This window comes from Actinomyces sp. ICM39 (genome assembly GCF_000282935.1).
GTDB classification, from domain to species: domain Bacteria; phylum Actinomycetota; class Actinomycetes; order Actinomycetales; family Actinomycetaceae; genus Pauljensenia; species Pauljensenia odontolytica_B.
In genome coordinates this window covers 21,146-47,630 of sequence record NZ_ALCB01000065.1, presented here as the reverse complement: position 1 = coordinate 47,630, position 26,485 = coordinate 21,146, and the positions used below count along the sequence as shown (strand labels likewise).

General features: G+C 63.3%; 24 protein-coding genes. 16 read left to right on the top strand and 8 right to left on the bottom strand.

What is annotated here, in order from left to right; translation table 11 throughout:
* From HMPREF1137_RS09760 to HMPREF1137_RS03720, 15 genes are all read left to right on the top strand, one after another.
* Window positions 1-2,041 (top strand): HAD-IIA family hydrolase (locus HMPREF1137_RS09760; RefSeq protein WP_007589060.1); only part of this gene is annotated, 2,041 nt, incomplete at its 5' end.
* A gap of 184 nt (window positions 2,042-2,225) precedes the next feature.
* On the top strand, window positions 2,226-3,053 hold the full coding sequence (locus HMPREF1137_RS03785) for a TlyA family RNA methyltransferase (RefSeq protein ID WP_007589073.1): 828 nt from the start codon (window positions 2,226-2,228) through the stop codon (window positions 3,051-3,053).
* Window positions 3,050-3,880, top strand: coding sequence for an NAD(+)/NADH kinase (locus tag HMPREF1137_RS03780; protein WP_007589077.1), 831 nt, complete (start codon window positions 3,050-3,052; stop codon window positions 3,878-3,880). The genes HMPREF1137_RS03785 and HMPREF1137_RS03780 overlap by 4 nt, the downstream gene beginning before the upstream one ends.
* Window positions 3,877-5,553 (top strand): DNA repair protein RecN, encoded by a 1,677-nt coding sequence (recN, locus tag HMPREF1137_RS03775; protein ID WP_007589079.1) that lies wholly within the window; start codon window positions 3,877-3,879, stop codon window positions 5,551-5,553. The genes HMPREF1137_RS03780 and recN overlap by 4 nt, the downstream gene beginning before the upstream one ends.
* On the top strand, window positions 5,550-6,695 hold the full coding sequence (gene steA / locus HMPREF1137_RS03770) for a putative cytokinetic ring protein SteA (protein WP_007589080.1): 1,146 nt from the start codon (window positions 5,550-5,552) through the stop codon (window positions 6,693-6,695). Before recN ends, steA begins: the two co-directional genes overlap by 4 nt.
* The gene (locus HMPREF1137_RS03765) at window positions 6,692-7,585 is read left to right on the top strand and encodes a copper transporter (RefSeq protein ID WP_007589070.1); all 894 of its coding nucleotides are present in this window, start codon (window positions 6,692-6,694) and stop codon (window positions 7,583-7,585) included. The genes steA and HMPREF1137_RS03765 overlap by 4 nt, the downstream gene beginning before the upstream one ends.
* Window positions 7,586-7,745: 160 nt before the next feature.
* Window positions 7,746-8,390 (top strand): NUDIX domain-containing protein, encoded by a 645-nt coding sequence (locus tag HMPREF1137_RS03760; RefSeq protein ID WP_007589042.1) that lies wholly within the window; start codon window positions 7,746-7,748, stop codon window positions 8,388-8,390.
* 129 nt (window positions 8,391-8,519) lie between these two features.
* Entirely contained in the window at window positions 8,520-9,239 is a 720-nt protein-coding gene (locus tag HMPREF1137_RS03755; RefSeq protein WP_007589062.1) for a helix-turn-helix transcriptional regulator, read from the top strand.
* Between the two features lie 32 nt (window positions 9,240-9,271).
* Entirely contained in the window at window positions 9,272-10,717 is a 1,446-nt protein-coding gene (gene sufB / locus HMPREF1137_RS03750; RefSeq protein WP_007589038.1) for a Fe-S cluster assembly protein SufB, read from the top strand.
* A complete protein-coding gene (gene sufD, locus HMPREF1137_RS03745; protein WP_007589052.1) occupies window positions 10,717-11,907 on the top strand; it encodes a Fe-S cluster assembly protein SufD in 1,191 nt (396 codons plus the stop codon). Before sufB ends, sufD begins: the two co-directional genes overlap by 1 nt.
* Before the next feature lie 16 nt (window positions 11,908-11,923).
* Window positions 11,924-12,676 carry a Fe-S cluster assembly ATPase SufC gene (sufC, locus tag HMPREF1137_RS03740; RefSeq protein ID WP_003792331.1) on the top strand — a complete coding sequence of 251 codons (753 nt, stop codon included), beginning with the start codon at window positions 11,924-11,926 and terminating at the stop codon, window positions 12,674-12,676.
* Between the two features lie 5 nt (window positions 12,677-12,681).
* A complete protein-coding gene (locus HMPREF1137_RS03735; RefSeq protein ID WP_007589074.1) occupies window positions 12,682-13,959 on the top strand; it encodes an aminotransferase class V-fold PLP-dependent enzyme in 1,278 nt (425 codons plus the stop codon).
* 34 nt (window positions 13,960-13,993) lie between these two features.
* Window positions 13,994-14,470 carry a Fe-S cluster assembly sulfur transfer protein SufU gene (gene sufU, locus HMPREF1137_RS03730; RefSeq protein ID WP_007589048.1) on the top strand — a complete coding sequence of 159 codons (477 nt, stop codon included), beginning with the start codon at window positions 13,994-13,996 and terminating at the stop codon, window positions 14,468-14,470.
* A gap of 10 nt (window positions 14,471-14,480) precedes the next feature.
* Complete coding sequence (locus HMPREF1137_RS03725) at window positions 14,481-14,915, top strand: metal-sulfur cluster assembly factor (protein WP_007589100.1); 435 nt, start codon at window positions 14,481-14,483, stop codon at window positions 14,913-14,915.
* 156 nt (window positions 14,916-15,071) lie between these two features.
* The gene (locus tag HMPREF1137_RS03720) at window positions 15,072-16,106 is read left to right on the top strand and encodes a restriction endonuclease (protein ID WP_007589118.1); all 1,035 of its coding nucleotides are present in this window, start codon (window positions 15,072-15,074) and stop codon (window positions 16,104-16,106) included.
* 36 nt (window positions 16,107-16,142) lie between these two features.
* On the opposite strand, the gene HMPREF1137_RS03715 is transcribed toward HMPREF1137_RS03720, so the two are convergent.
* The 4 genes from HMPREF1137_RS03715 to HMPREF1137_RS03700 are packed head-to-tail and all read right to left on the bottom strand — an operon-like array spanning window position 16,143 to window position 20,803.
* Window positions 16,143-17,828, bottom strand: a complete 1,686-nt coding sequence (locus tag HMPREF1137_RS03715; RefSeq protein ID WP_007589084.1) for an AMP-binding protein — start codon at window positions 17,826-17,828, stop codon at window positions 16,143-16,145.
* A 51-nt stretch (window positions 17,829-17,879) separates the two neighbouring features.
* Window positions 17,880-18,776, bottom strand: a complete 897-nt coding sequence (ypfJ, locus tag HMPREF1137_RS03710) for a KPN_02809 family neutral zinc metallopeptidase (protein WP_007589107.1) — start codon at window positions 18,774-18,776, stop codon at window positions 17,880-17,882.
* A gap of 15 nt (window positions 18,777-18,791) precedes the next feature.
* Window positions 18,792-20,117 (bottom strand): tRNA guanosine(34) transglycosylase Tgt, encoded by a 1,326-nt coding sequence (gene tgt, locus HMPREF1137_RS03705; protein ID WP_007589039.1) that lies wholly within the window; start codon window positions 20,115-20,117, stop codon window positions 18,792-18,794.
* On the bottom strand, window positions 20,117-20,803 hold the full coding sequence (locus HMPREF1137_RS03700; protein WP_007589116.1) for a queuosine precursor transporter: 687 nt from the start codon (window positions 20,801-20,803) through the stop codon (window positions 20,117-20,119). Before HMPREF1137_RS03700 ends, tgt begins: the two co-directional genes overlap by 1 nt.
* Window positions 20,804-20,945: 142 nt before the next feature.
* Between HMPREF1137_RS03700 and HMPREF1137_RS03695 the strand changes: the two genes are divergently transcribed.
* Window positions 20,946-22,559: an ABC-F family ATP-binding cassette domain-containing protein gene (locus tag HMPREF1137_RS03695; RefSeq protein WP_007589083.1), complete on the top strand. Its 1,614-nt coding sequence runs from the start codon at window positions 20,946-20,948 to the stop codon at window positions 22,557-22,559.
* 89 nt (window positions 22,560-22,648) lie between these two features.
* Here the strand turns inward: HMPREF1137_RS03695 and HMPREF1137_RS03690 are convergent, their stop codons facing one another.
* The 4 genes from HMPREF1137_RS03690 to HMPREF1137_RS03675 form a co-directional block, all read right to left on the bottom strand.
* The gene (locus HMPREF1137_RS03690; protein WP_007589050.1) at window positions 22,649-23,422 is read right to left on the bottom strand and encodes an amino acid ABC transporter ATP-binding protein; all 774 of its coding nucleotides are present in this window, start codon (window positions 23,420-23,422) and stop codon (window positions 22,649-22,651) included.
* Window positions 23,419-24,381, bottom strand: a complete 963-nt coding sequence (locus tag HMPREF1137_RS03685; protein ID WP_007589088.1) for an amino acid ABC transporter permease — start codon at window positions 24,379-24,381, stop codon at window positions 23,419-23,421. Before HMPREF1137_RS03685 ends, HMPREF1137_RS03690 begins: the two co-directional genes overlap by 4 nt.
* Window positions 24,382-24,388: 7 nt before the next feature.
* Window positions 24,389-25,333 (bottom strand): ABC transporter substrate-binding protein, encoded by a 945-nt coding sequence (locus tag HMPREF1137_RS03680; protein WP_007589081.1) that lies wholly within the window; start codon window positions 25,331-25,333, stop codon window positions 24,389-24,391.
* Window positions 25,334-25,429: 96 nt separating this feature from the next.
* The gene (locus tag HMPREF1137_RS03675) at window positions 25,430-26,362 is read right to left on the bottom strand and encodes an ABC transporter substrate-binding protein (RefSeq protein WP_007589082.1); all 933 of its coding nucleotides are present in this window, start codon (window positions 26,360-26,362) and stop codon (window positions 25,430-25,432) included.
* Window positions 26,363-26,485: the final 123 nt, after the last annotated feature.

Here is a 26,485-nt window from a genome sequence, read left to right as displayed (position 1 = left end):
TGGCGGTTATCAGCGTCGTGATGACCGACGCGGTGGGTTCCAGCAGCGTGATGATCGCCGAGGCAACTTCCGTGACGACCGCAGGAAGGACGCTTCTTACAAGTCCTACTCCTCGACGGACGAGTACGTCTCGCCTAACGGCAATGAGCCGACGATTCCCGCCGGCGTCAGCGCCGATGAACTGGATCGCGATGCACTGCGCGCGCTCACGACTCTGTCGGGCCCCAATCGCGACATTGTTGCTCGGCATCTCGTCATGGCGGGTCAGCTGATCGATCTTGATCCCGAAGCTGCGTACCAGCACGCACAGGCCGCAGTTTCCCGTGCCGGACGCGTCGACGTCGTGCGTGAGGCCGCTGCGCTGACTGCTTACGCATCCGGACGGTACGAGGAAGCGCTGCGCGAGGTGCGCGCTGTACGCCGTATGCGTGGCGATTCCTCCCTGCGTGCGGTTGAGGCCGATGCCGAACGAGGCCTCGGCCACCCCGAGAAGGCCGTTGAGATTATCGACGCTACCGATGCCTCGTCGCTCGATCTTGCCGAGCAGGTCGAGCTCGTTCTTGTCTCTTCGGGCGCTCGTGCGGACCTCGGACAGTCCGATGTGGGCCTCGTGATTGTTGATGATGCTCTTGCCGCACTCCCGTCGTCGGTGGACGACGAGCTGCGTCGTCGCCTCATGGAGGTTAAGGCCGAGCGTCTCACCGAGCTTGGGCGCGATGACGAGGCTGCTGATGTCATCGCCGCTATGCCCGTCATTGCCGAAGACGCTGAGATTATCGACGTGGCCCTGTACCAGGATGCGGATGTCGATGGCAAGCGTTCTCCGCTGCGCGGCACCGGCAACGCTCTGGCTGAGGACTACGACTGTGCGCTCCTTGACCTCGACGGCACCGCCTGGTCGGGGGACGAGCGCATCGAGCACGCGGCTGCCTCCGTCATTGAGGCGCGCGGACTTGGCATGGCCTCGGCGTTCGTCACCAACAATGCGATGCGTACGCCCGCACAGGTCACCGACAAGCTCAACAGCATGGACTTTGAGGCTACCGCTGACATGGTCATGACGTCCGCGATGGATATCGCCGCGATCATGGCCGAGGAGCTTGCGGAAGGTTCCAAGGTCCTCGTGATCGGTGGCGCTGGCCTGCGCCTGGCCCTGGAAGAGCGCGGATTCGTCCTCGTTGACAGCGCGGACGATGAGCCTGCAGCTGTCGTGCAGGGCCTCGACAAGCAGGTGAACTGGGCGCTTCTCTCCGAGGGCGCATTCGCTATCGAGCGTGGCGCGGCATTCTACGCGTCCAACCTCGACGCGACGCTCCCTGTCGAGCGCGGTCAGGCGCTGGGCAATGGCTCTCTCGTGCGCGCAATCCAGCATGCGACGCGCAAGCGTCCGACCGCTGGCGGCAAGCCTGAGCCCGGCATCTACCGTCGTGCGAGCGAACTTGTCGGCGCGCAGAACCCGCTCGCCGTGGGTGACCGCCTCGAGACCGACATCATGGGTGCGGTTGCCGCTGGTGTTCCCGCTATGCACGTTCTGACTGGTGTCCACATGGCTCGCGACGTCATTCGTGCGCCTCGCGGTCAGCGTCCGAGCTACCTCGCGATCGACATGCGCGGCCTCCTTGAGGCGCACCCGGCTCCGAAGCATCATCGTGACGGTACCTGGACGTGCGGTCTTTCGCAGGTGGCGAAGGTGGAGCGCTCCGGTGTCCTGACGCTCGACGACGTCGAGCTCACCGAGCCCGTGACCATCACGATCGACTCCTACCGCGCGCTCGCAGCGGCTGCATGGGAGTACGCAGATGCGGCTGGCTCCGCCCCGTCGTGCCCTGAGATCACCGTTGTGAGCAACGATGACCCGGCGGGCATCGTCACGGCGCCCGAGCCGTCCGTTGAGCCCGAGGACGACAACGATTTCTTCGATGTCGCCGCGGACGCGGACAATCTGCCGGAGCCGGGTGCGCAGACACCCGCGTTCCTGCCCGGTGAGGAGGAGCTCGAGCAGCTTCTTGAAGCGACGGCCGATATGGACGACGAGGCCTGATGGCCCTTCGCGAACAGACAGAAGCCCGGCTTGTCGGTTTCGATGAGCTCGCAGCGTCAGCGCAAGTTGAGACGTTGCGGGCCATCGAGTCCGATCTGCGCCGGGCCCTGTCTGCCGATGCCCCAGCCGGCGCGAACGTGCCCGGCGGGCATCTTCGCGTGTCTCATGAGGATCGGAGTGACGCGTGAAGCTTCGTCGCATTGATTCGGAACTCGTGCGCCGTGGTCTTGCGAAATCGCGGTCGGCAGCCGCTCAGATGATTGAAGATGGGCGCGTCAAGCTGGATGGGCAGGTCGTTGTGAAGCCTGCCCGGCAGATGGATCCCGCCCAGGCGATCGTCGTCGAAGAATCTGATGATCCCGAATACGTCTCGCGCGGTGCCCATAAGCTAGCGGGTGCCCTCGACGCGCTCGGTGATAAGGCGCCGCTGATCGAAGGCCGTCGAGCTCTCGACGCTGGCGCATCAACAGGTGGCTTCACAGACGTGCTTCTGCGACGCGGTGCGGCTTCCGTTGTTGCGGTTGATGTGGGATACGGCCAGCTTGCCTGGAAGCTGCAATCCGATCCCCGCGTCGAGGTTCATGATCGCACGAACGTGCGTACTCTCGATCCTGCTTCCGTCGCTCCGGCCCCCGACCTGGTCGTGGGTGATATGTCGTTCATTTCTCTGACGCTTGTTCTTCCGGCTCTCGTCGCCGCAGCAGCGCCCGATGCTGACTTCTTGCTGATGGTGAAGCCTCAGTTTGAGATCGGAAAGGAACGACTCGGTCACGGGGGAGTGGTACGCAATCCTGAGCACCACGTGGAAACGGTCGAAACGGTCGCCCGATGCGCCATTGACTTGGGGCTCGATATCGCTGCTATCGCGGCCTCGCCACTTCCCGGCCCGAGCGGCAACGTCGAGTATTTCGTGCACATGCGCCGCAACCATCCCGAACCGATCGACCCGTCTGCTTTGACCGACTACATTCGTCAGGCAGTTCAGGCTGGTCCCGCTGGAGGACACTCATGACCCGTGTCTTGATGGTGCGCCATCGTCATCGTCCCAATGCGATGACAAGCGCTGTGAGCCTCACCGAGGCTCTCAATGAGCGCGGTATCGAGGTCGTCGACGACGCGTCACTCGGAGGCATCGATATGGTGCTGTCGATTGGCGGCGACGGGACGTTCCTCGTTGCGGCGTCGAGTGCGCGTGCTCTGGATGTCCCCCTTCTTGGTATCAACGCTGGCCACATGGGATTCCTGACGGAACTCGGTGATAAGGGCACGGGCGATCTCGCACGCAAGATTGCCGATGGCGACTTTTCGGTCGAACGACGGATGACACTCGATGTCACGATGGAACGTCCCGACGGGTCGAAGGCTGACGACTGGGCACTCAACGAAGCGGTCGTCATGCACACCGACGTGGCGCACCCCGTCCATTTCGCCCTTGTCGTCGACGGCCAGGAAGTGTCGACGTACGGGGCGGACGGCATGATCCTGTCCACGCCGACCGGCTCCACCGCCTACTCGTTTTCTGCGGGTGGCCCGGTCGTGTGGCCTGATACTGAAGCGATTGTCGTCGCTCCTTTGGCCGCCCATGGGCTTTTCACGCGCCCCCTCGTCGTCGGTCCTTCGGCGTGCGTCGAGATCGTCGTTCTCGACGACATGTGGACGCCCCCCGAGATGTGGTGTGATGGCCTTCGGCGCATGACTGTTCCGGCTGGGGGAGTGGTTCGTGCGCGCGTCGGTTCCTCACCCGTTCAGCTCGTGCGCATTGACGATACGCCGTTTTCCGCGCGTCTTGTTCGCAAGTTCAATCTCCCCGTGCGCGGGTGGAGGGATGGTCCCCGGTGATCGAGTCGCTCGATATTTCTCATCTCGGCGTTATCGAGTCTGCTCACGTCGACTTTGGTGAGGGCCTTATCGTCGTCACGGGTGAAACCGGTGCGGGTAAGACGATGGTGTTGTCAAGCTTGCAGCTGCTGCTCGGCGCTCGCGCGGATGCTGCGCTCGTGCGCTCGGGTGCTGATCGCCTGTCCGTCGACGGCATTTTCTCGGTGAGCGAGGAGGTTGCAGCACGCGTTGAGGAGAGCGGCGGGCTCGTCGAGGGTGGTGAGCTGATTGTCGGCCGCTCGGTGCGTGCTGCAGGTCGCTCCCGCGCGCACCTCGGATCGCGTCCCGTGCCTGCATCGGTATTGACGGACATCGTTGGGTCGATGGTGACGATCCACGGGCAGGCCGACCAGATCCGCCTGACGGGGGAGGCCGCCAAGCGCCGTGCCCTCGATCAGTTTGGAGGCGAGTCCCACGCAGCGTTGCTCGAGGAGTACCGCAGCGCTTTCCGCTACGCCGTCGACGTCAAGCATCGCCTGGATTCGCTGCGTGGCGACGCGAGCGAACGAGCCGAGGAACTTGAGGATCTTCGAGCGGCAATTCAGCAGATCGAGGAACTGGACCCCGTGAGCGGTGAGGAAGAAACTCTCGTCCGCGAGGCAGCACGCCTCACGAACGTGGAGGATCTTCGAGCCCTCGTCGGTGTGGCACTTGGCTACCTGAAGGGCGATGATCGGGGCGATTATGCGGGGGCTGTTGAAGCAGCCCGTCACGCCTACGCGCAACTCGACGATGCAGCACGTTTCGACGAGGCCGTGGCTGAGTTCGTGGGGCGGGCACGCAACCAGGTACTCGAATTGGAAGCCCTCGCCGATGACGTTTCGTCGTACGTGTCGCGTCTTGACGCGGACCCGGAGAGGCTCGCCCAGATTCATGCGCGACGCGCAGCGATCAAGGACGCACTGCGCGGCCGGGCCGCGGATATCGACGGGCTCCTTGTGTGGCTTGACGAAGCGCGCGCCCGCGTGGACGAGCTGTCGTCGCCCGGCTCGGATCCAGCAACCGTCGAACGTGAACTTGCGGCTGCCCAGGAGCGCGTGCTTGAGTGTGGGCGCCGGGTGACGCAGTCGCGCGCTCGCCTCGCTCAAGAGTTGGCTGCGGGTGTGAACGAGGAGCTTCACGCACTGTCGATGCCTGACGCGACTCTGCAGATCGACTGTGAGCCCACGAAGCCAACGTCCAATGGGTGCGAGACCGTCGTCTTCCGGCTGCAGCCACATCCGCATGCTCCTGCCCGTCCTCTCGGTCAGGGGGCCTCGGGCGGCGAGCTCTCGCGCGTCATGCTCGCCCTTGAGCTGATGCTCGGGCGGACCGAGGCCTCGTCCACGTTTATTTTTGACGAGATCGACGCAGGCATCGGTGGCCAGACCGCGACGGAGGTCGGTGCGCGTCTCAAGCGCCTCGCCTCGTCGCGTCAAGTGATCGTCGTGACTCACCTGGCCCAGGTCGCCGCGTTTGGAGACCAGCACCTCGTCATCGAAAAGAACGACGGCACGACCAACGTGCGCGAGGTGCGTGGCGATGAGCGCGAAGCCGAACTGACTCGCATGATGGGTGGGGATCCGCACTCGGCTGCGGCGCGCCGCCACGCTTCGCAAGTCTTGGCTTCTGCCGTGTCACAATCGCAGGGATGAGTGAAACACTTTCAAAGGAATCAAAGGCCCGGTCGGGACGCGTACGCGTTGACGACCGTCCCAAGCACCTGGCGACACGTTTAGAACGTGGCGAGATCGCTGTCATCAACGTTGCCGATTTGGACCGCGACAGCGCAGCTGCGCTGGTTGAGGCCGCGCCCACTGCGGTCCTCAATGCGCAGCCATCGCTGACCGGCCGCGTCGCAGCTCTGGGCCCCCGCCTCATTCTGGACGCAGGCATCACCCTGGTTGACGACCTCGGCCAGGACATCATGTCACTGCGTGAAGGCCAGGATGTCACGGTGACGGGCGGCAAGGTGCTCGTCGACGGGGGAGTTATCGCTACGGGCAGGGCCGTATCCGCCGACGACCTGGATGTTGATGTTGCGGACTCGCGCGCGCTATTCGCAGGATTCGAAGGCTCCGTCGAGGACTACCTGGCGAAGGATGGGGCGACCGTCCTGCGCGGCGAGGGCGTTCCTTCGATTGATGGCTTGGGCAAGCGGCCGGTTCTTCTCGTGACTGGGTCGAGTGAGGCCGCCGCTGAACTCAAAGCGCTCGCCCGGTGGCGCTCCGAGGCTGATCCGTTCGTGATCGCCGTCGATGCCGGTGCTGACGTCGCGCTGAAAGCTCGTCTCAGCCTCGACCTTGTCGTGGGTGACGCGGAGCTGATGAGTGAGAAGGCTATTCGACGCGCGCGTGCATTCATCGTGCGGGTTGGCGGCGATGGCCTCGCGCCGGGCTCCCAGCGTCTGGATCGCATGGGTGTCGTTTACGAGCAGGTGGCGATGGCCGGTACATCCCTCGACGCGGCGCTCGTCGTCGCGGCGCATTCGGGCGCCCCAGCCGTCGTGACGGCGGGTGTTTCCTATGGGGAGGCCGAGCTCGTTGATGCGGGGCGTGCGCTTGTTGCCCCCGCTTTCTTCTCGCGTCTTGCGGTCGGCTCGCGCCTTATCGGTGCACATGCGGTTGCAGCCTCCTTCCGTCCGCGCCCGCGCGGCTGGAGCCTCGTGCTCCTCGCCCTGGTCGCGATCGCACTCATGGGTGTCGCGCTGTGGTCCACCCCGTGGGGTAACGACCTCCTGCACCCGGTCACTTCTTTCTTCGTCTCGCTGATGCACTCCGCTGGAGGAACCCAATGATTAACTTCCGTTACCACGTCGTCTCGATCATCGGGATCTTCATCGCGCTTGCGGTCGGCGTCGTTCTGGGCGCCGGTCCGCTCCAGAGCCGCATCCAGGCCGGAGTGAGTACGTCGTCGAGCACCGCTGCCACCGATCCTCAGCTCAGTGCCCAGGCCGATGCCGAGGCAGCCGGCCTCAAGGCTCTTGCTTCGTCGGCGCTGTCGGGCTCCCTGGCTGGGGCGAAGGTTGCTCTCGTTGTGCTGCCCGGTGCATCTGACGACGACGTGAGCGCGCTGCGCTCGACGCTCACTGACGCCGGCGCGAGTGTTGTCGGACGCGTGACTCTGAGCGACAACTGGCAGTCCACGTCGATGAGCCAGTACCGCACGACGCTGTCCACAACGCTTGCGTCTCACCTCGCGTCGCCCGCGGCCAAGACCGCTAGCGCTGACGGCGTCGTTGGATACTCGATCATCCAGGTGCTGACCTCGACCGGCTCGGAGACTGATCTCCTGCGTCAGATCCTCACGGACGATTCGACGCCGATCATGACCGTCGACGAGGACGCGAACGGAAGTGCCACGGCGATCGTCGCGGTTGGCCCGCGCGCACAGGCCGCGGCTGCTTCCAACGCGACGCCCGCAGCGGTGACATCGAACTCGGACGCGTGGGTCGGCCTGGCTCAGGCTGTCGGTTCGACCTCGGGCGTTCTCGTGGGCGACGCCTCGACGCGCGAGGCGATGGTGAGCCAGGTGCGCGCGAGCGGCACCGTTGTGACGACTGTTGACTCGGTCGGCACGACTCTTGCAACTGTCGATACTGCTCTCGCGTTGGCGAGTCCCGCGACGACCGCGCGCGCATTCGGCGTCGGAAACGGCGCACAGTCGGTGATTCCGCCGACGAAGTAGGCCACCATCAGCGTGAGAGCACGCGGCCCTGCCACCCAATGAATGGGTGAGCGGGGCCGTTTGCTGTCACAAGCGTGCGCCGTTGGGCAACGCCTTCGCGTACCTGGAGGCGAGGGCCTATACTCGATCCACACCGACGAGTTGAATGAGAGTGAGCCTCATGCATTTCCTGTCTAGCGCCCAGGCCGCAGCCATCGCGGATCAGCCGAGCCCCCACGAGGTTGCAGCGAGCGAAATCGTGTGGAGCGGTCGCATCGTCGACATGGTCGAGGACCACGTTGTCGTCGTTGAGGGGCAGGAGCCCGTCGTTCGCCAGTACACCCGTCATCCCGGAGCCGTGGCCGTTGTCGCAATGCGTGGGGAGGCCGGCGCTGAAGAGATCTTGATGGAGCGCCAGTACCGTCACCCGGTCCAGGCGACCCTGTGGGAGATTCCCGCGGGCCTGCTCGACATTCCGGGCGAAGATCCCCTTCTTGCTGCCGAGCGAGAGCTGGCTGAGGAAGCCGACATGAAGGCTGGCCGTTGGGAGGTGCTGGTCGACTTCCTGACCTCTCCAGGAGGCACGAACGAGCCTCTGCGTGTGTTCCTCGCCCGCGACCTCGAAGCCACGGGCTCGGTCTTCGATCGCGAAGACGAGGAAGCGACGATGGAGTACGCCTGGGTCTCTCTTTCTCAGGCCCTCGACATGGTGCTGGAGGGGCGCCTGCACAGCCCGTCTGCCGTGATCGGCATCCTTGCGGCGCATGCGGCTCGCGGTCGCAATTGGGAGGGCTTGCGCCCTGCCGACGCCCCGTGGATGCGGTAGACATCCGACCGTAGGCCCTAAGTCCCTCGACGTGTGGGCTGTCCGACACTCCGATACGCTTTTCGCAACGCCTATTTATCTAAATTGGCGTACACTCATTCCCAGAGAAAAGCACACAGAGGCGCAGCAATGGAGCGTCGGAGCGGAGGACACGTGGCAGAAGAATCAGACGCCACAACCCGACAGCAAGTGCTCGATCTCATCGTCGAAAAGGGGCCGGTCACGGCCTCGTCGATTGCGAAGGTCTTAGGGCTGACGACCGCTGCCGTTCGGCGCCACGTCACGTTGCTGCTCGAGTCCAAGGAGATCGCCGAGCACGAACCCGGTGCCCCCTCGAAGCGCGGGCGTGGGCGACCTGCCCGTCACTACGTGGCGACAGAGCGTGCGCACATTCACCTGGCCGACGGCTACTCCGATCTCGCTTCCAAGGCGCTGGGGTATCTTGGGCAGCTCGGGGGAGAAGAGGCAGTTGAATCTTTCGCGGCAGCACGTTCGCGCGAGATCGAGCGTCGATACGCCCCGATCGTCCGCGACGCAGGGACTGATCCGCGCGTTCGCGCGCAGGCCCTCGCCGACGCGCTCACGCAGGACGGCTACGCGGCCACCGTCCGCGACATCGGCGGGGGAACGCTCGCCGTCCAGCTATGCCAGGGCCATTGCCCGATTCAAAATGTCGCGGGAGATTTCCCGCAGCTGTGCGACGCCGAGACGCTTGCCTTTGGCAAGCTGCTCGATGTCCACGTCCAAAGACTCTCCACGCTCGCGGGCGGGGGACACGTGTGCACGACCCACATTCCCGTGGGTATGCCCGTGATCCGCCCCGGAGCGCGGAACGTGCGACGCAAGTAGCACACTGTTAAGAACGAGAGGTTGATACAACAATGACGCAGGCACCCGCCTCGGGCGCTGACGATCGTCGTATGACCGATGACGAGATCATCGAGTCGATCGGCGGTTACGAGTACGGTTGGCACGACTCCGACGATTACTCCAAGGACGTCCCCACCGGCATTAACGAAGAAATCGTCCGCTTCATCTCTGACGTGAAAGACGAACCGCAGTGGATGCGTGAGCGCCGCCTCAAGGCGCTCGAGCTGTTCGAGCGCAAGCCGATGCCCGCGTGGGGTCCGGACCTGTCTCACGTGGACTTCGATGCATTCAAGTACTACGTGCGCCCCACCGATCGTCAGGTCAACGACTGGGAAGATCTCCCCGCGGAAATCCGCGACACCTACGACCGCCTCGGCATCCCCGAGGCCGAGAAGTCGCGTCTGGTCTCTGGCGTCGCCGCCCAGTACGAGTCTGAGGTCGTCTACCAGCAGATCCAGGAAGACCTGGAGCGCCAGGGCGTCATCTTCACCGACACTGACACTGGCCTGCGCGAATACCCCGAGATCTTCGAGGAATACTTCGGCAAGTGTGTGCCCGCTGGCGACAACAAGTTCTCCGCGCTGAACACGGCCGCCTGGTCCGGTGGCTCCTTCGTGTACGTGCCCAAGGGCGTCCATGTGACGATCCCGCTGCAGGCGTACTTCCGCATTAACACCTCCGCCATGGGTCAGTTCGAGCGCACGCTCATCATCGCTGACGAGGGTTCCTACGTGCACTACGTCGAGGGCTGCACCGCCCCGATTTACGACGAGAACTCGCTGCACTCCGGTGTCATCGAGATCTTCGTGAAGAAGGATGCCCGCGTGCGCTACACGACCATCCAGAACTGGTCGACGAACGTTCTCAACCTCGTCACCCAGCGTGCGATCGTCGAAGAGGGCGGCACCATGGAATGGGTCGACGGCAACATGGGTGCCGCGATCACCATGAAGTACCCGGCCTGCTTCCTCATGGGTGAGCACGCCCGCGGTGAAACCCTGTCCATCGGCTTTGCAGGCCCCGGCCAGCAGCAGGACACCGGCGCGAAGATGGTGCATATGGCGCCTCACACGTCCTCGTCGATCGTGTCCAAGTCCGTTTCGCGCGGCGGCGGCCGCACGTCGTACCGTGGCCTCGTCCAGGTGAACGCTCGTGCCCGCCACTCCAAGTCGAACGTTCTGTGTGACGCCCTGCTCGTCGACAAGATCTCGCGTACCGATACCTACCCCTACGTCGATGTGCGCACTGACGACGTCGAGATGGGCCACGAGGCTACCGTCACCAAGGTGAGCGCCGACCAGCTCTTCTACCTGATGAGCCGAGGCCTCGATGAGAACGAGGCCATGGCGATGATCGTTCGAGGCTTCGTCGAGCCGATCGCCAAGGAGCTACCGATGGAGTACGCCCTCGAGCTTAACCGCCTCATTGAACTGCAGATGGAAGGATCCGTCGGCTGATGACGACCCCCAACACTATTGTCGACACCATGAACAAGGCCCACTCGCACGGGGCCGATGCCGAGAAGGCTCACCCGTCGCGCGCGGACCGTCCGACCTCGTTCGACCTGAACGATATTGCGGTGCCTCACGGCCGCGAAGAGGACTGGCGTTTTACCCCGATGCGTCGCATCGAGCGCCTGTTTGAGCCTGCCAATTACGACGCCGGCGACGCTCCCGTGACGGTTGATGCTCCGGCTCCCGTCGTCGTCGAAACCGTGTCGCGCGACGACAAGCGTCTTGGAACCGTGCTGGCCCCCGGCGACCGCACGGCGGTCGTTGCCTGGAACGGATTCGAGCAGGCGACCGTCGTCGAGATCCCGGCCGAGGCCGAGCTCGACGCGCCCGTGCGCATCAACGTCGCGGATGTCGAAGGCACGCGCGCGCAGCACCTCGTGATCCGCGCCGGCAAGTTCTCCAAGGCGACCGTCATCCTGTCGCACACCGGCTCCGCGCAGGCTGCGCTCAACCAGACCGTCGAGGTCGAGACCGGCGACAGTGCGAACCTGACGGTCGTGTCGCTCCAGGAATGGGACGACACCGTTCTGCACGCCTCGAACCAGCGTCTGGCGCTCGGCCGTGACTCCAAGCTCACGCACATCGTTGTTAGCTTCGGCGGCGACCTCGTGCGCGTGTGTGCCGACACCGACTTCCGCGGCCCCGGCGCCGAGCTCAACATGCTCGGCATCTACTTCGTGGACGGCGGCCAGCACCTCGAGCACCGCGTGTTCGTTGACCACTCCCACCCGAAGTGCTTCTCGCGCGTCACCTACAAGGGTGCCCTCCAGGGCAAGGACGCACACTCGGTGTGGATTGGCGACTGCCTCATTCGCGAGGCCGCTGACGGCACGGACACCTACGAACTCAACCGCAACCTGGTGCTCACCGAGGGCGCCAAGGCCGACTCCGTGCCCAACCTCGAGATCGAGAACGGCGAAATCGAAGGCGCCGGACACGCGTCCGCGACCGGCCGTTTCGACGACGAGCAGCTGTTCTACCTGATGAGCCGTGGTGTTCCTGAGCACGAGGCACGCCGCCTGGTCGTGCGCGGCTTCTTCGCCGAACTGATCAATCAGATCGGCGTCCCCGAGGTGGTTGACCACCTCATGGCAACCGTCGAGGCCGAGCTGGCCAAGTCCCGTAACAACTGAGCTGTAAGGAATACATATGTCGACTCTGCGTATTAAGGATCTGCACGTCTCCGTCGAGACCGCCGAGGGCCCTAAGGAAATCCTCAAGGGCGTTAACCTGACGATTAACTCCGGCGAAATCCACGCCATCATGGGCCCCAACGGTTCCGGTAAGTCCACCATGGCCTACGCTCTGGCCGGTCACCCCGACTACGAGATCACCTCGGGTGAGGCGTGGCTCGACGACCAGCTCATCACCGAGATGAGCGTCGATGAGCGCGCTAAGGCTGGCCTGTTCCTGGCCATGCAGTACCCCGTCGAGGTCGCTGGCGTGTCCGTCTCCAACTTCCTGCGCACCGCCAAGACCGCCATCGACGGTCAGGCTCCGGCTCTGCGCTCGTGGGTGAAGGACATGAAGAGCTCCATGGAGAACCTGCGCATGGACTCCGACTTCGCCGAGCGTGATGTCAACGTCGGCTTCTCCGGTGGCGAGAAGAAGCGCCTCGAGATCCTTCAGATGGAGCTCCTCAAGCCCTCCTTCGCCGTCCTCGACGAGACCGATTCCGGCCTCGACGTTGACGCTCTGCGTATCGTGTCCGAGGGCGTCAACCGCGTCCACGGTGAGACCGGCTGCGGCGTCATGCTGATCACGCACTACACCCGCATCCTGCGCTACATCAAGCCCAGCCACGTTCACGTGTTCGTTGACGGCCGCGTTGCCGCTCAGGGCGGCCCCGAGCTGGCCGACGAGCTCGAAGAGAACGGCTACGACAAGTACCTGGGTCTCTGATCACCGTGTCTACGGACTTCACCGCCGCCGAGCTCGACGCGATTCGATCGGACTTTCCGATTCTGAGTCGCGTCGGGCGCGGCGGCGCGCCCATTGCGTACCTCGACGCATCTGCGACCTCGCAGAAGCCTGCGTGCGTCATCGACGCCGAGGCCGACTTCTACCGCCGTAGCAACGGCGCGGTCCACCGAGGTACGCACCTTCTCGGCGACGAGGCGACCGACGCTTTTGAGAGCGCTCGGGGCACCCTGGCCTCGTTCGTGGGCGTCGCCCCCGACGAGGTCGTGTGGACGAAGAACGCGACCGAGGCGATCAACCTGGTGGCTCTCTCCATGGGACACGCATCGCAGGGGATGGGAGGCTCGGAGTCGGCCGCTCTGCGCGTGGGGCCTGGCGATCGCATCGTGTGCACCCGCGCCGAGCATCACGCGAACATCGTTCCGTGGCAGCAGCTGTGTGAGCGCACGGGTGCCGAGCTCGCGTGGCTGGATCTGACGCCCGACGGCCGAATCGACCTGGAGACTCTCTCCGTCATCACACCGAACACTCGACTGGTTGCGTTTACCCACGTATCCAACGTGACCGGCGCCGTCTCGCCCGTCGCTGCCGTGACGGCGGCCGCTCGCTCCGTCGGCGCTCTGATTCTCCTCGACACCTGTCAGTCCAGTGCCCACATGCCTCTGGATCTGTCGACGCTCGACGTTGACTTCGCCGTGTTTTCATCCCACAAGATGCTGGGCCCCACGGGTGCCGGTGCACTGTGGGGACGCCGTTCGCTGCTCGCTGCTATGCCGCCAGTGCTTACCGGCGGTTCCATGATCGAGTGGGTCACCATGGAGGAATCGACCTTCATGGCGCCGCCCGAGCGCTTCGAAGCAGGGTCGCAGCCCGTCGCACAGATTGCTGCTTGGTCTGAGGCCCTGCGCTACCTGTCGACACTCGGTATGGACCGAGTGGAGGCCCACGAGCATGCCCTCACTTCCATGATGCTCGACGGTATCTCGTCGATTGACGGGATCAAGGTGCTGGGACCCGACTCAGATGTTGACCGAATCGGCGTCGTTGCTTTCGCGGTGGAAGGGGTTCACCCGCACGACGTCGGCCAGTTCATGGACTCCGTGGACGTGGCCGTTCGCGTCGGACACCACTGTGCGATTCCACTCCATACCTTCTTCCAGGTGCGCTCCTCCGCTCGCGCGTCGGTCGCTCCGACCACCACCGGTGAGGAAATCGAACGCCTCGTCGATGGCCTGTCGAAGGTGCGCGGCTTCTTCGGTCAGTAGAATTGCTAGCAATCGGTGGGTACGAAAGGAAACCATGGGCAGTCTTGAACAGTTGTATCAGCAGGTGATCCTGGATCACGCTCGTGAGAAGCACGGCGCGGGCGATCCGTCGGGCATGGACGCGTCCTCGCACCAGGTCAACCCCACGTGCGGTGACGAGGTCACCCTCGGAGTCACGCTCGACGGCGACCACCTCGCTGCCCTCCAATGGGACGGCGACGGCTGCTCGATCTCGCGCGCTTCGCTGTCCATGATGACCGACCTGACCGAAGGCAAGTCTGCCGAGGAAATCGGTCGTCTCTACCGAGACATGGAAGTCATGATGCACTCGCGCAACCTCGGCGTCGACGACGAAATTCTCGACGACCTGGGGGACGCGGCCGCTCTGGAATCCACCTCCCAATTCGCGAATCGCGTCAAGTGCGCCCTCCTGGGGTGGTACGCGCTGCGCGACGCGATGGCAAAGTCTGGTATCGATATCTCCACTGCGGGCGAGCCCGCCGATCAGTAAAGGAACAGGAATGAGTAACCCGATGGCTCAGTCTGAGCCGGTTGAGCAACGCTTCGGCGCGCCCGCCCAGCCGGAAACTCCGAGCGCCGAGGTGCCCACTCGCCAGATCGACGGCACCGACGTCATCGAGCAGGGAACGCTTGCCGCAGAAAACGTGCTGGAAGCCCTCAAGGACGTCATCGACCCCGAGCTCGGCATCAACATTGTCGATCTCGGCCTCGTCTACGGCGTCGTTATTGGCTCAGAGAACCAGGTGCGTCTCGACATGACGCTGACATCCGCGGCATGCCCGCTCACCGATGTGATCGAGCGTCAGGCACAGACGATCCTGTCTGGGGTCACCGACGAGGTGCAGATCAACTGGGTCTGGATGCCGCCGTGGGGTCCGGATCGCATCACGCCGGACGGCCGTGAGCAGCTGCGCGCGATTGGCTTCAACGTCTGACAAGTGACAAGATGTGTGTCCCCGGTGCCCCTCGGCGCCGAGGACACGCATCTATGCAGGGACTGCCCTATCCGAACGCCTATCGTCTGCGCCCTCCACATATTCGCGGTAACGTGACCGTGGCGACATTGGAGCAAGAGAAGGTGAGGTGTAGCCATGAGCGTGTGGATGGTCCGGGCTGGCCACGGCGGAATATACGCACAGCTGTGGAGAGACACGGGTATCGTCGCGATCCGCTGGACTTTTGGCGGCCGGGATGTTCGCGGTATGAGCTACGAACAGCTCCGCGACGCACACGCGCTCGCTCATCCCACAGAGTCGGCCGCATCGGTGATTTCTGCGGCCTCCCAGGTGCACCATTTCCTGGCGGACATGACGGAGGGCACCCGCGTCGTGACCTATGATCCCGGCACTCGCGAGTACCTGATTGGCCGCGTGACCGGGGACTGGTACGAGTCCACCGATGACGAAGTATCTTACGTGCGTCCCGTCCAGTGGTACGGGGCAGCGAGCCGTGATGCGCTGCCCACGGATGCCCGCGCACGCCTCGGCGCCGGCACCACAATCTTCCGAATCTCCGAGGAAGTGGCGGCCGAGCTCGCCCGTGCGGCAGGCGTTCAGGGATGGGGAGGAGCGCCACAGGTCCAGCGCACTAGCGGTGACGTCCAGGTGGTCGAAAACTCACGTGTGGACGAGACGCAGCCTGTTGGCCTCGATGATGATGCTCGGGCTGCATCGGCGGAAGACGGCATCGAACGCATCAAGGACCGCGTTCTTGACCTCGAGTGGGATCAGATGGAAGCGCTCACCGCTGGCCTGCTGCGCGCGATGGGATACTACTCGCGCATCACGGCACGAGGACCGGACGGTGGTCGCGACGTCATCGCAACGCCGGACGCACTCGGCCTCGAGTCGCCGCACATCGTCGCTGAGGTCAAACACCGCAAGAGTGCGATGGGAACGCCAGAAATTCGTTCGTTCATCGGCGGGCTGCGCCCCGGAGACCGAGGCCTCTACGTCTCGACGGGAGGCTTCACCCGCGATGCACGCCTGGAGGCTGATCGCTCGAATATTCCGGTGCGCCTGATCGACCTGGACGACTTCGTGCGGCTGTACACCGACGTGTACGACCGGGTGGATGAAGAAACACGGGCGCTCCTGCCCCTGGTGCGTATCTGGTGGCCCGCCTAGACCCGAAGCGTTCGGCGGCAGTCCACCCAGACGAAGTCAGCGTCCGAGCCTGTCGCGCACGAGCTGAGCAACCTTGCGGCGCAGGATCTTACCCATCTGGTTACGGGGAAGCTCGGCGATGACGACCAGCTGACGGGGGAGTGCGTAGTGGGCTATCGTCTTCTCAGCCCAGGCACGCACCTCCTCGAGCGTGAGTGGCGCGCTGCCGTCTTCCATGATGACCGCTGCGGCAACCTCTTCTGTCGCGTCGGACACAGGTATACCGACAACAGCGACGTCGGCGACGGCCGGATGGGAACGAATTGCCGCCTCCACCTGTGACGGGTACACGTTGAAACCGCCGGAAAGAATCAGCTCCTTCTTGCGGTCCGCCATTGTGATGAACCCATCGTTGTTCACTCCGATGTCACCGGTTTTGAACCAGCCCTCGGAGGTGAAGACGCGCGCACTCTCGTCCGGAGCGTCGAGGTATCCATCGAAGACCTGGGGACCCCGCACAATGATCTCGCCGGGCTGGCCGTCCTCGACGTCAACGGTGTCATCCTCGAGGGAGACGAGGCGCAGCTGCGTTGACGGGAACGGCACTCCGAGCACTCCATGGCGGCGCTTGTCGGACAGGGGGGCACCCGTGAGCACCGGAGCGGTTTCGGACAGGCCATAGCCTTCGACAATCATGCCGCCGGTGGCTTCTTCCCACTGCTGAGCAAGCGCGGTCGACAGAGGCATCGCGCCCGCCACCGAGTAACGGATGGAGGAGATGTCCGTGTGCGTCTTGCGCGCCTGGCGCAGGATGCGCTCGAACATCGGAGGGACGCCGACGAAGAAAGACACCGGACGACGTTTGTGGGCGTCGAGGGCCATCTGTGCGTCAAACTTAGGCAGAAGGACCTGCGTCGCCGCCTTGCGGACCGCAGCGCACAGGAAAAAGGTCAGCCCAAACGCATGGAAGTAGGGGAGCAGAGAGAAGAACGTCTCCGCGCCCTCGTGGAGCTTCCACACCCAGAACATGCACTGATTGACGTTGACGCCGATGTTGCGGTGCGTGAGGGGAGCGGACTTGGGAACGCCGTTGGTGCCAGACGTGTGCAGGATGACGGCGCGGTCGCTCCCAGACGGCAGCGGATGGGATGACGCAATCGGAGTCGACGAGGCAACAGCACGGTCCCACGATCGTGTCCCCGACGGAACGGGCCCGCGCAGCTGGTCGCGCGTCTCACGTGCCCGAGCGACGGGGAGCGTGAGCAGGAAGCGCTGCGAGGCGGGCATTCCATACGAAATGTCCACCGTGAACACGGTGTTCAGGACATCGAGAGGATAGGTGTCGACACACTTTTCCCAGACGATTGCGACCGTACCGCGATGGCGAGCCAACTGCCCCGCACCCTCCGCAGTGGGCGCTAGCGGGTTGTGCTGCGCAGCAACAGCTCCGATACGCATGCAGGCATAGAAAGCGACAAAAGCCTGCGGGCAGTTGGGAAGCGCGATAGCGACCGTATCCCCGGCGCGCACCCCGGCCTCGTGCAGAACCCGCGCGGCCTTCAGCACCTGATTACGAACCTGTGAGTAAGTGGTCGTCGCGCCAAAGTAATCAATGGCGACCCGATCCGGGTACAGGCGCGCAGCATCATCTAACAGGCTGTAGAGGGACTTCTCTGGAACAGGCACCTCGTAGGGGACCGCATCGTACATGTCGTGAGCTTGCTCAACGATGCTGCGTGTCATGTCTTCCTCCTGCGGATCGGCGCACTCAATTGTACCGAGCCACAGAATTCCTCACACCCGAGACGCACTCCAGGTGTCACAGGTCGAGATATCGCCCGTGTCGAGGCCACGCTGCAGCCACGTCGCACGCTGCTCGGCGCTACCGTGCGTCCAGCTCTCCGGATTGGAGGTGCCCTGGTACTTGGTCTGCAAACGATCGTCACCGATGGCTTCGGCGGTTTGGAGCGCGCCCAGCACCTGATCGGCGGTGGGCGTCTTCAGATAGGGCGTCCCCGTCGCGGGATCGGGAGTATTCGAAGCCCAATGCATCCACACCCCCGCGTAGCAGTCCGCCTGCAGCTCGCTGCGGACGCCGACGCCCTGTGCGCCCGTCTCACGCGTGTCGTGGACACGGAAAACTCCCTGAAGATTCTGGATGTGATGCCCCCACTCGTGGGCCACAACGTACTCCTGTGCGAGCACCGAATCGGAGGCACCGTACTGGGAGACCATGTCGTTGAAGAAACCGAGATCCAGGTAGACGGTGGAGTCCCCGGGGCAGTAGAACGGACCAACTGCGCTCGTAGCGCTACCGCACGCGGTCGACACCGAATCCGAGAAGATCTGGAAGTCGGGAAGCTCGTAGGTCACGCCGGTGTTTTGAGCGGAGAGCTGTGTCTTCCATACCGCGTCGAGGGATTGTGCGGTCGCCACCATACGGCACTCGACGCGCTGGTTCGCATCCGCGCCCGTCTGACATGAGGAGACGTCCACCGACGATCCAGAGGAGGGAGAAGTCTGGGGTGACGACGACAGGAGGCTCGTCAGATCGATGCCCGTGAAGTAGGAAAAACCGATAATCAGAAGAACCCCGAGGAGGGAGCCTCCGCCGGCCCCAGCGACCTTTCGTCCGGTACCGGAAGTGCCGACACGGGATGGATCCAAGCGAATATTGTCGTTAAAGCTCATGGCTGCTCCCAACTGTCAGCGGCGTCGACCGGCTTCGTAGCGGCCGAGCATATCGGAACGGAATTCATCAAAACAGCCCTCCTCAATCGAGGCGCGGATGCCGTCGACAAGACGCAGGGTAAACCACTCGTTGTGAATCGTGGCCAGCGTCGCCGACAGAATCTCTTTGGCCTTGAAGAGATGATGGAGGTAAGCGCGCGTGTAGTGCGTGCAGGTGTAGCATCCGCAGCCCTCGACAAGCGGGGTGAAATCACGCTTGAAGCGGGCGTTGGTGATGTTGAAACGCCCATCGGGGGTGTAGATAGCTGCATTACGCGCCACGCGTGACGGGTTGACGCAGTCGAAGGTGTCCGCCCCTGCGGCCACACCCGCAAAGAGATCCTCCGGCTCGGAGATACCGAGCAGGTGACGTGGACGATCCTCGCCCAGCTCCTCGCACACCCACGACACGATGGTGCCGAGATTTTCCTTTTCGAGAGCACCGCCGACGCCAAATCCGTCGAAGCGCTGGCCGTCTACTTCCATGTCGGCCATCGTGCGTGCGGCCGATCGGCGAAGGTCCTCCCACTGTGCACCCTGAATGACGCCCCATAGCTGCTGATACGGCTTGTGGGAGCGTTCGTCGGTGAGGCGCTTGTGCTCGGCGAGGCAGCGCGCCGCCCAGGCGTGCGTGCGCTCAAGCGACTCTTCCTGGTAGGAGCGCGGGTGCAGGAGGCTCGTGAGCTCGTCGAAGGCAAACATGATGTCGCTGCCAAGCTGGTGCTGGATCCCCATCGACACCTCGGGATTGAAGCGATGCTTCGTGCCGTCGATATGGCTGGAGAAGATCACGCCGTCGTCGTCGACGACCGCATTGGAGGCTTTGATGGCCTGCATCTGGACCTTTGGGTCGGTTGGGTCGGCTTTTCCGGAGAACTCCTGGGAGAGAACCTTCTTGAAGCCGGCGCCCAGCGACAACACCTGGAAGCCGCCGGAATCTGTGTAGGTGGGACCCGACCAGTTCATGAACTGTCCGAAGCCGCCTGCCTCGTCAACGATGTCAGAACCGGGCTGCAAATACAGGTGGTAGGCGTTGGCGAGCACAGCTTGCGCACCCAGTCCTCTCACCATCTCGGGAGTGAGTGCCTTGACGTTCGCTTTCGTGCCAACGGGAATGAAGGCCGGGGTGCGGATGTCTCCGTGTGCTGTATGCACAACGCCGGTGCGCCCGAGACCGCCGTGTGCGTCGAGGCGGCGTCCGATCGTGAAACCACGGTCGGGGGAGTGGCCTCCCGACGAGGCCGGGGCCTCGAAAGGAGTGAGTTGCTCGGGAGCGGGAGAGGACAGCCAGTTCTCATTCATCAGTCGAAGACCTCATCTTTCTTGAGGCCCTCGGTGCGGCGGATGGCGGCAATGACCGGGTAGGTGAGGGGCAGCAGGACGACCTCAAGGAGAACCTTGTAGAAGTAACCGGTGACCGTGTAGTTGATGAAGTTCCCCAGCGTCATTTCGCCGTAGAACAGAATCGTGCAGAACAGGATCGTGTCTGCAGCTTCGCCGACGATTGTCGAGCCGATGAGTCGAGCCCACAGGTGCTTCGCGCCCCAGCGGCGGCGAATCCACACAAGTACGTAGGAGTTGAGGAGCTGACCCGCCAGGTAGCCAACGAGTGATGCCAGAACCGCGCGCCACACGACGCCGAGAACAGCCGCGAAGGCATCCTGATTCTCGTAATCGGGGGCGGGAGGCAGGTACTGAACGATAAAGAACGTCAGGGACGCCAGAAGCGAAGCAACAAAACCCATGATGATGACGCGCCGCGCGCGTGCGAATCCGTACACTTCTGAGAGCACATCGCCGATGATGTACGTCAGCGGGAAGAGGATCGCGCCTCCGTCGAAGATGAGATAGTGCGTGGACGTGCCGAGCATGAACGCCTTGGTCGCGGCGATATTCGAGATGAGCAGCAGCGCCACGAAGGCAACGGAGACGATGTCGAGGGCGCGCGTGGGGCGCGCCGATCCAGACGGAATGGGGCTGTCAGACATGGTGTGAAACCTCGCTGGGTGAATCAAAAAACGGTAATACTCAGCATCCATTGTGCCTGTTCGTCGTGCGGTAGCGCGCATCGGGGGGCCTACCGGCGTGGGTTGATTCGCCCACAGGCACCCCTCCCTCTACTCTTGGAGGGTGATTAACGTCCAGGATTTTTCATTGCGTATTGGCGCCCGTGAGCTCGTCAACCATGCGAGCTTCCGCATCGATAAAGGCATGTGCATCGGTCTCGTCGGCCGTAATGGTGCCGGTAAGACGACGACGATGCGTCTTCTCGCTGGCGAAGCTGATCGCGGTGGGGCAGCCGAATATACGGGGACAATCACCTCCAACGGTACTGTTGGCTACCTCGCGCAGGATACGCACGTTGGTGACCCACAGATGAAGGCACGTGATCGCATCATTTCGGTACGTGGGATCGACTCCATCATCGCGCGGATCCGCAAGGCTGAACACGAGATGTCCACGACCGAGGGCGCTCGTCAGCAGCGCGCGATGGAACGCTACGTCAAGCTCGACCAGCAGTTCACCAACTCCGGTGGATGGGCGGCCAACGCCGAGGCCGCCCAGATTGCCCACTCTCTCGGCCTCGAAGACCGTGTCCTGGACCAGACTCTCGACACGCTGTCGGGCGGCCAGCGTCGCCGTGTCGAGCTCGCGCGCGTGCTGTTTTCGAACGCCGACGTGCTGCTCCTCGACGAACCCACGAACCACCTTGATCACGACTCGATCGTCTGGCTGCGTGACTGGATCAAGACATTCCCTGGCGGCGTCATGATCATCTCCCACGACGTCAAGCTGCTCGGCGACACCGTCAACCAGGTGTTCTACCTGGACGCCAACCGAGCCCAGATGGACATCTACCACCTGGGGTGGTCTGCCTATCTCAAGCAGCGCGAAGAAGACGAACGCCGTCGCCGCAAGGAGCGCGCGAACGCCCTGAAGAAGGCCGAGCACCTCAAGGCGCAGGGCGAGAAAATGCGGGCGAAGGCCACGAAGGCTGTCGCAGCTCAACAGATGCTGCGCCGCGCTGAGGAGCTTTTTGCCCAGGCCGGTGCCGAGGTTGCTCAGGAGAAGGTCGCACGCCTGCGCTTTCCGGATCCCCTTCCTTCGGGGCGTGTGCCTCTTACCGCCGAGGGACTCTCCAAGTCGTACGGTTCGCTTGAAGTGTTCACCGGCGTCGATCTCGCGATCGACCGCGGCTCCAAAGTGGTCGTCCTCGGTCTGAACGGCGCCGGTAAGACGACGCTGCTGCGTCTGCTCTCCGGCATCGAAGAACCCGACTCAGGACGCGTCGTGCCCGGTCACGGGCTCAAGCTCGGCTACTACGCACAGGAACACGAGACCCTCGACGACAGCCGTACCATCCGTGAGAACATGGCCGAGGCAGCGCCAACCCTCGATGACACGCACGTGCGCAACATCCTCGGTCAATTCCTGTTCCAGGGCGACGACGTCGAGAAGCCAGTGTCCGTTCTGTCCGGCGGTGAAAAGACACGACTTGCTCTCGCGACCCTCGTCGTTTCGGGTGCCAATGTCCTTCTCCTCGACGAGCCGACCAACAACCTCGACCCCGCCTCGCGTGAGGAGATCCTTGCGGCCCTGCGCGACTACGAGGGCGCCGTCATCCTCGTCACGCACGACCCTGGCGCTGTCACGGCCCTTAACCCCGAGCGCGTCCTGCTGTTGCCCGACGCGGATGAGGACCTGTGGGACGACAGCTACCTGGATCTCGTTACCCTCACCTGACAGCAACATCGCCACGACGACGCCCACTGTGGCGCGGCGACGACAAAGGCCGGGACTGGGAACACCCAGCCCCGGCCTCGTCGTAAGCCTTAGAGCACCTTGGAGAAGAACTCCTTCGTGCGCTCCGACTGTGGATTGTCAATGACTTCGGAGGGGGCTCCGGCCTCGACGATGACGCCGCCATCCATGAAGACAACCTGGTCGGCGACCTCGCGGGCGAAGCCGATCTCGTGCGTCACCACCGCCATTGTCATGCCGGATGCGGCCAGGTCCTGCATGACCTGGAGAACCTCACCGACCAGTTCGGGGTCGAGCGCGGAGGTCGGCTCGTCGAAGAGCATGATCTCCGGATCCATGGCGAGCGCACGGGCAATCGCGACACGCTGCTGCTGACCTCCGGACAGCTCGGCAGGGTAGTGGTCCGCGCGATCAGCAAGCCCCACTCGATCGAGAAGCTCAAGAGCCTGAGCGCGTGCCTCGCTCTTTGAACGCTTCAGGACCTGAATGGGCGCCTCCATGACGTTTTCGAGTGCGGTCTTGTGCGGGAAGAGGTTGAAGCGCTGGAACACCATGCCGATTCGAGAACGCTGAGCAGCGATCTCCTTATCGTGACGCTCGTGCAGGACGCCATTCTCGTCCTCGCGGTAGCCGAGCAGCTCGCCGTCCACGAACACGCGTCCGGCGCTGATGTCCTCGAGCATGTTCAGGCAGCGCAGGAGCGTCGACTTGCCCGAGCCCGACGGGCCCAGGATGACGCAGACCTCGCCGGAAGCAATATCCAGGTCGATGCCCCGCAGGACGTGTAGGTCGCCGAAGAACTTGTGGACTCCGCGAACGGAGACCATGGGCGTCGTGGTCGTCATGGTGTCACATCCAAAAACTTGAGCTTGGTGGCTGTGGCTTCGTCATCCTCATCGGTGGAGGAGGATGCGGCGGGGGAGTCCGTCCCGGCGTTGTCGCGACGCTCGAAGCCCTTACCGTAGTACTTCTCAATAAAGGACTGAATCCACATGAGGAGACTCGTAATAACGAGGTACCAGATCGCTGCGGCGATCAGGAGCGGTACCGGTGCAAACGTCGCCTGTCCGCGCTGACGCGCGATGAATGTTAGTTCGAGGGTGAAAGGGATCGCCGAGACCAACGAGGTCGTCTTGAGCATCGAAATGGTTTCGTTGCCGATCGGCGGCACAATCACACGCATCGCCTGCGGCAAGATGATGCGACGGAAGATCGTCGCGCGCGGCATGCCCAGCGCTGTGGCGGCCTCCCACTGGCCCTTGGAGACGCTCAGCAGACCCGCACGCATGATCTCCGCGAGGTATGCGCCTTCGTTCAGGCCGAGGCCGATGAATGCCATCCAAAACGGCGTGAAGTACGTTGCCGTATCAAACGTGAGTTCCCATCCCCACAGTGAGCCGAGGAAGGGTACGCCGAAAGACAGCGTCGGATACAGGGTGGGAAGCAACGACCAGAAAATCAGCTGCGTGTAGATAGGCGTCCCACGGAAGAACCAGATGTAGGCCATCGCGACCCAGCGCAAAACCGGGTTCACGGACTGACGCATGATGGCCATCGTGATGGCCAGGGCGGTGCCAACAACCATCGCGAGGACCGTCAGAATGATCGTGAAAAGCACGCCCTGCATGATCGAACGCGAGAACAGCCACTGGAAGACGACCTGCCACTGAAAGTTCGTGTTCGTCACCAGCGCGTGGACCGCCATCGCCGCAAGGATTGCCGCGACGATTGCGCTCGCCCACCTGCCCGGCCGGGGAACCGGCTTCGCGTCGATCAGCTCAACGCCGTTTTTGATGGTTGCCATGAGATCCTCAGTCGTTCGTCGCCGGGTTCAGCTCGGCGGTGGTCAGCGCAGCGTTCTCGGCGCCGTACGTTGCCAGAATGTCCTTCAGGTAGCCGTTGTCCATCAGGTACTGCATCGCCTTCTGGACGGCCTGCGTCAGCTGCTCGTCGTTTTTGTTGACGGCCACGCCCTGAGGGGCTGACTCGACGACGCCGCCGACCTGCTCGATCTTGCCGCTCGAGAGATTTGCGGTGTAACCGATGACCGTCGAGTCGGCGAAGGTGGCGTCGTACTGGCCGCCAATGACCTTCGTTGTAATGTCGGTCTGCAGGTCGTGCGGCATGATGGTGATCTTGTCCTTGCCGTTGGCAACGCACTGCTCGGAGAGTTCGGTTGCGTAATCTTCTTGCGCTGTGCCGGTCTGGACGCCGATCGTCTTGCCGCAGGGGTTGGTCGGATCGAAGTTCTTCGGGTTGCCGGCGGCCACTCCGTAGGCGGAGCCCACCTCAACGTAGGAGATGAGGTTTGCCTGCTCCTCGCGTTCGGAGGTGATCGTGAAGGAGGAAATGCCCACGTCAAACTTGGTGCCCAGAGCCGGAATGATGGTCGGGAACTCGGCGTGGTTGGTCGTTCCCTCGTTCAGGCCCATGACCTTGGCGAGCGCCTTGTTGATGTCGACATCGTAGCCCTGCGCGGTCTGCGAATCGTCACCGAGGAACTCCGCGGGCGCGTAGTCGGCGGAGGCGCCGTTACGCAGCGTGCCTCGCTCCTTGACCTCGTCGGGAACGAGCGCGGCGATTTCGTCGACGGTCGGGATCTTCGACACGTCGTACGAGGCCGTGGTTGCCGCGGCCGAGGAGCTGTCCGATCCGCTGGTCGACGAGTTGGTCGACGTCGGATCCGCGCAGGCGGCGAGGGGGAGAGCAGCTGCGGCTGCGAGGACGATGAGGGCGTGTGCCTTCGAGATAGTCATGATCTGCCTTCCGATGGGAGCGGGCCGTAGCCCGTGATTGCTACCATTATGCACCCATATGCATTTAAATGCATATTATGCGTAGTGTGCCACGAGTCAGTCGATGCTCGGGTTGAGTGCAGCTGTCGTCAGTGCTGCATTCTCGGCGCCGTAGGACGCCAGAATGTCATTGAGGTAGCCGTTGTCCATGAGGTACTGCATGGCCTTCTGGACCGCTTCGGCAAGCTGCGCATCATCCTTCGCGACCGCCACACCCTGCGGCGCCGACTCGAAGGTGTCGCCAAGCTGCTCAATCTTGCCGGCAGACTGTGAGCTCGTGTAGCCAATGACCGTTGAGTCGGCGAGGGTCGCGTCGTATTGACCGCCGATCAGCTTGGTGGCGATATCCGTCTGAAGCTCGTGAGGCATGACGGTGATCTTTTCCTTGCCAGCCGCAACGCACTCGTCGGAGAGGGTGGCCGCGTACTCCTCCTGAGCAGTGCCAGTCTGAACTGCGATGGTCGAGCCGCACGGATCGGACGGGTCAAAGTTCTTCGGATTGCCAGCGGCGACGCCCCATGCGGATCCGACATTCAGGTAGGAGACCATGTTGACTTGCTGCTCGCGCTCGGAGGTAATGGTGAACGATGAGATGCCCACGTCGAACTTCGTGCCGAGAGCGGGAATGATCGTCGGGAATTCCGAGTGCTTCGTTTCTCCGGCATTCAAACCCATGACCTTGGCGAGCGCCTTGTTGATGTCGACGTCGTATCCGATGGGGGTCTGTCCGTCGGTGTCCATATATTCGGCGGGTGCGTATCCGGTTGACGCTCCGTTGCGCAGGGTGCCCCGTTTCTTGATGTCGTCAGGAATGAGTGCTGCAATCTCGTCGACGGTCGGAATCGTGGACACGTCGTAGGATGCCGTGCGTGACGCGGTTGCCGACGGGGCGTTCTCGGAATTGCTGCTTGTCGTCGGATCTGCGCAAGCCGCCATTGCGGTAACTGTGCCGGCCAGGGTGAGCGTGGCGAGAATCTTCTTCGTGTGCATGATTATGTTCCTCAGTATCCGTGTTTCAGCGGTGATCCTGTACTGAATATGCAATCATGCGCATACTATGCATGTCGAACGAGTCTCGTATTGTGGATGCATAAGTGGGCAAGCACTCGGTGC

Bases quoted from the DNA above. Each gene is read 5' to 3' on its own strand.
- HMPREF1137_RS03780 (WP_007589077.1), top strand. From the start codon at position 3,050: ATGACCCGTGTCTTGATGGTGCGCCATCGTCATCGTCCCAATGCGATG.
- steA (WP_007589080.1), top strand. From the start codon at position 5,550: ATGAGTGAAACACTTTCAAAGGAATCAAAGGCCCGGTCGGGACGCGTA.
- HMPREF1137_RS03765 (WP_007589070.1), top strand. From the start codon at position 6,692: ATGATTAACTTCCGTTACCACGTCGTCTCGATCATCGGGATCTTCATC.
- HMPREF1137_RS03760 (WP_007589042.1), top strand. From the start codon at position 7,746: ATGCATTTCCTGTCTAGCGCCCAGGCCGCAGCCATCGCGGATCAGCCG.
- HMPREF1137_RS03755 (WP_007589062.1), top strand. From the start codon at position 8,520: ATGGAGCGTCGGAGCGGAGGACACGTGGCAGAAGAATCAGACGCCACA.
- sufB (WP_007589038.1), top strand. From the start codon at position 9,272: ATGACGCAGGCACCCGCCTCGGGCGCTGACGATCGTCGTATGACCGAT.
- sufD (WP_007589052.1), top strand. From the start codon at position 10,717: ATGACGACCCCCAACACTATTGTCGACACCATGAACAAGGCCCACTCG.
- sufC (WP_003792331.1), top strand. From the start codon at position 11,924: ATGTCGACTCTGCGTATTAAGGATCTGCACGTCTCCGTCGAGACCGCC.
- sufU (WP_007589048.1), top strand. From the start codon at position 13,994: ATGGGCAGTCTTGAACAGTTGTATCAGCAGGTGATCCTGGATCACGCT.
- HMPREF1137_RS03725 (WP_007589100.1), top strand. From the start codon at position 14,481: ATGAGTAACCCGATGGCTCAGTCTGAGCCGGTTGAGCAACGCTTCGGC.
- HMPREF1137_RS03720 (WP_007589118.1), top strand. From the start codon at position 15,072: ATGAGCGTGTGGATGGTCCGGGCTGGCCACGGCGGAATATACGCACAG.
- HMPREF1137_RS03715 (WP_007589084.1), bottom strand. From the start codon at position 17,828: ATGACACGCAGCATCGTTGAGCAAGCTCACGACATGTACGATGCGGTC.
- ypfJ (WP_007589107.1), bottom strand. From the start codon at position 18,776: ATGAGCTTTAACGACAATATTCGCTTGGATCCATCCCGTGTCGGCACT.
- tgt (WP_007589039.1), bottom strand. From the start codon at position 20,117: ATGAATGAGAACTGGCTGTCCTCTCCCGCTCCCGAGCAACTCACTCCT.
- HMPREF1137_RS03700 (WP_007589116.1), bottom strand. From the start codon at position 20,803: ATGTCTGACAGCCCCATTCCGTCTGGATCGGCGCGCCCCACGCGCGCC.
- HMPREF1137_RS03690 (WP_007589050.1), bottom strand. From the start codon at position 23,422: ATGACGACCACGACGCCCATGGTCTCCGTTCGCGGAGTCCACAAGTTC.
- HMPREF1137_RS03685 (WP_007589088.1), bottom strand. From the start codon at position 24,381: ATGGCAACCATCAAAAACGGCGTTGAGCTGATCGACGCGAAGCCGGTT.
- HMPREF1137_RS03680 (WP_007589081.1), bottom strand. From the start codon at position 25,333: ATGACTATCTCGAAGGCACACGCCCTCATCGTCCTCGCAGCCGCAGCT.
- HMPREF1137_RS03675 (WP_007589082.1), bottom strand. From the start codon at position 26,362: ATGCACACGAAGAAGATTCTCGCCACGCTCACCCTGGCCGGCACAGTT.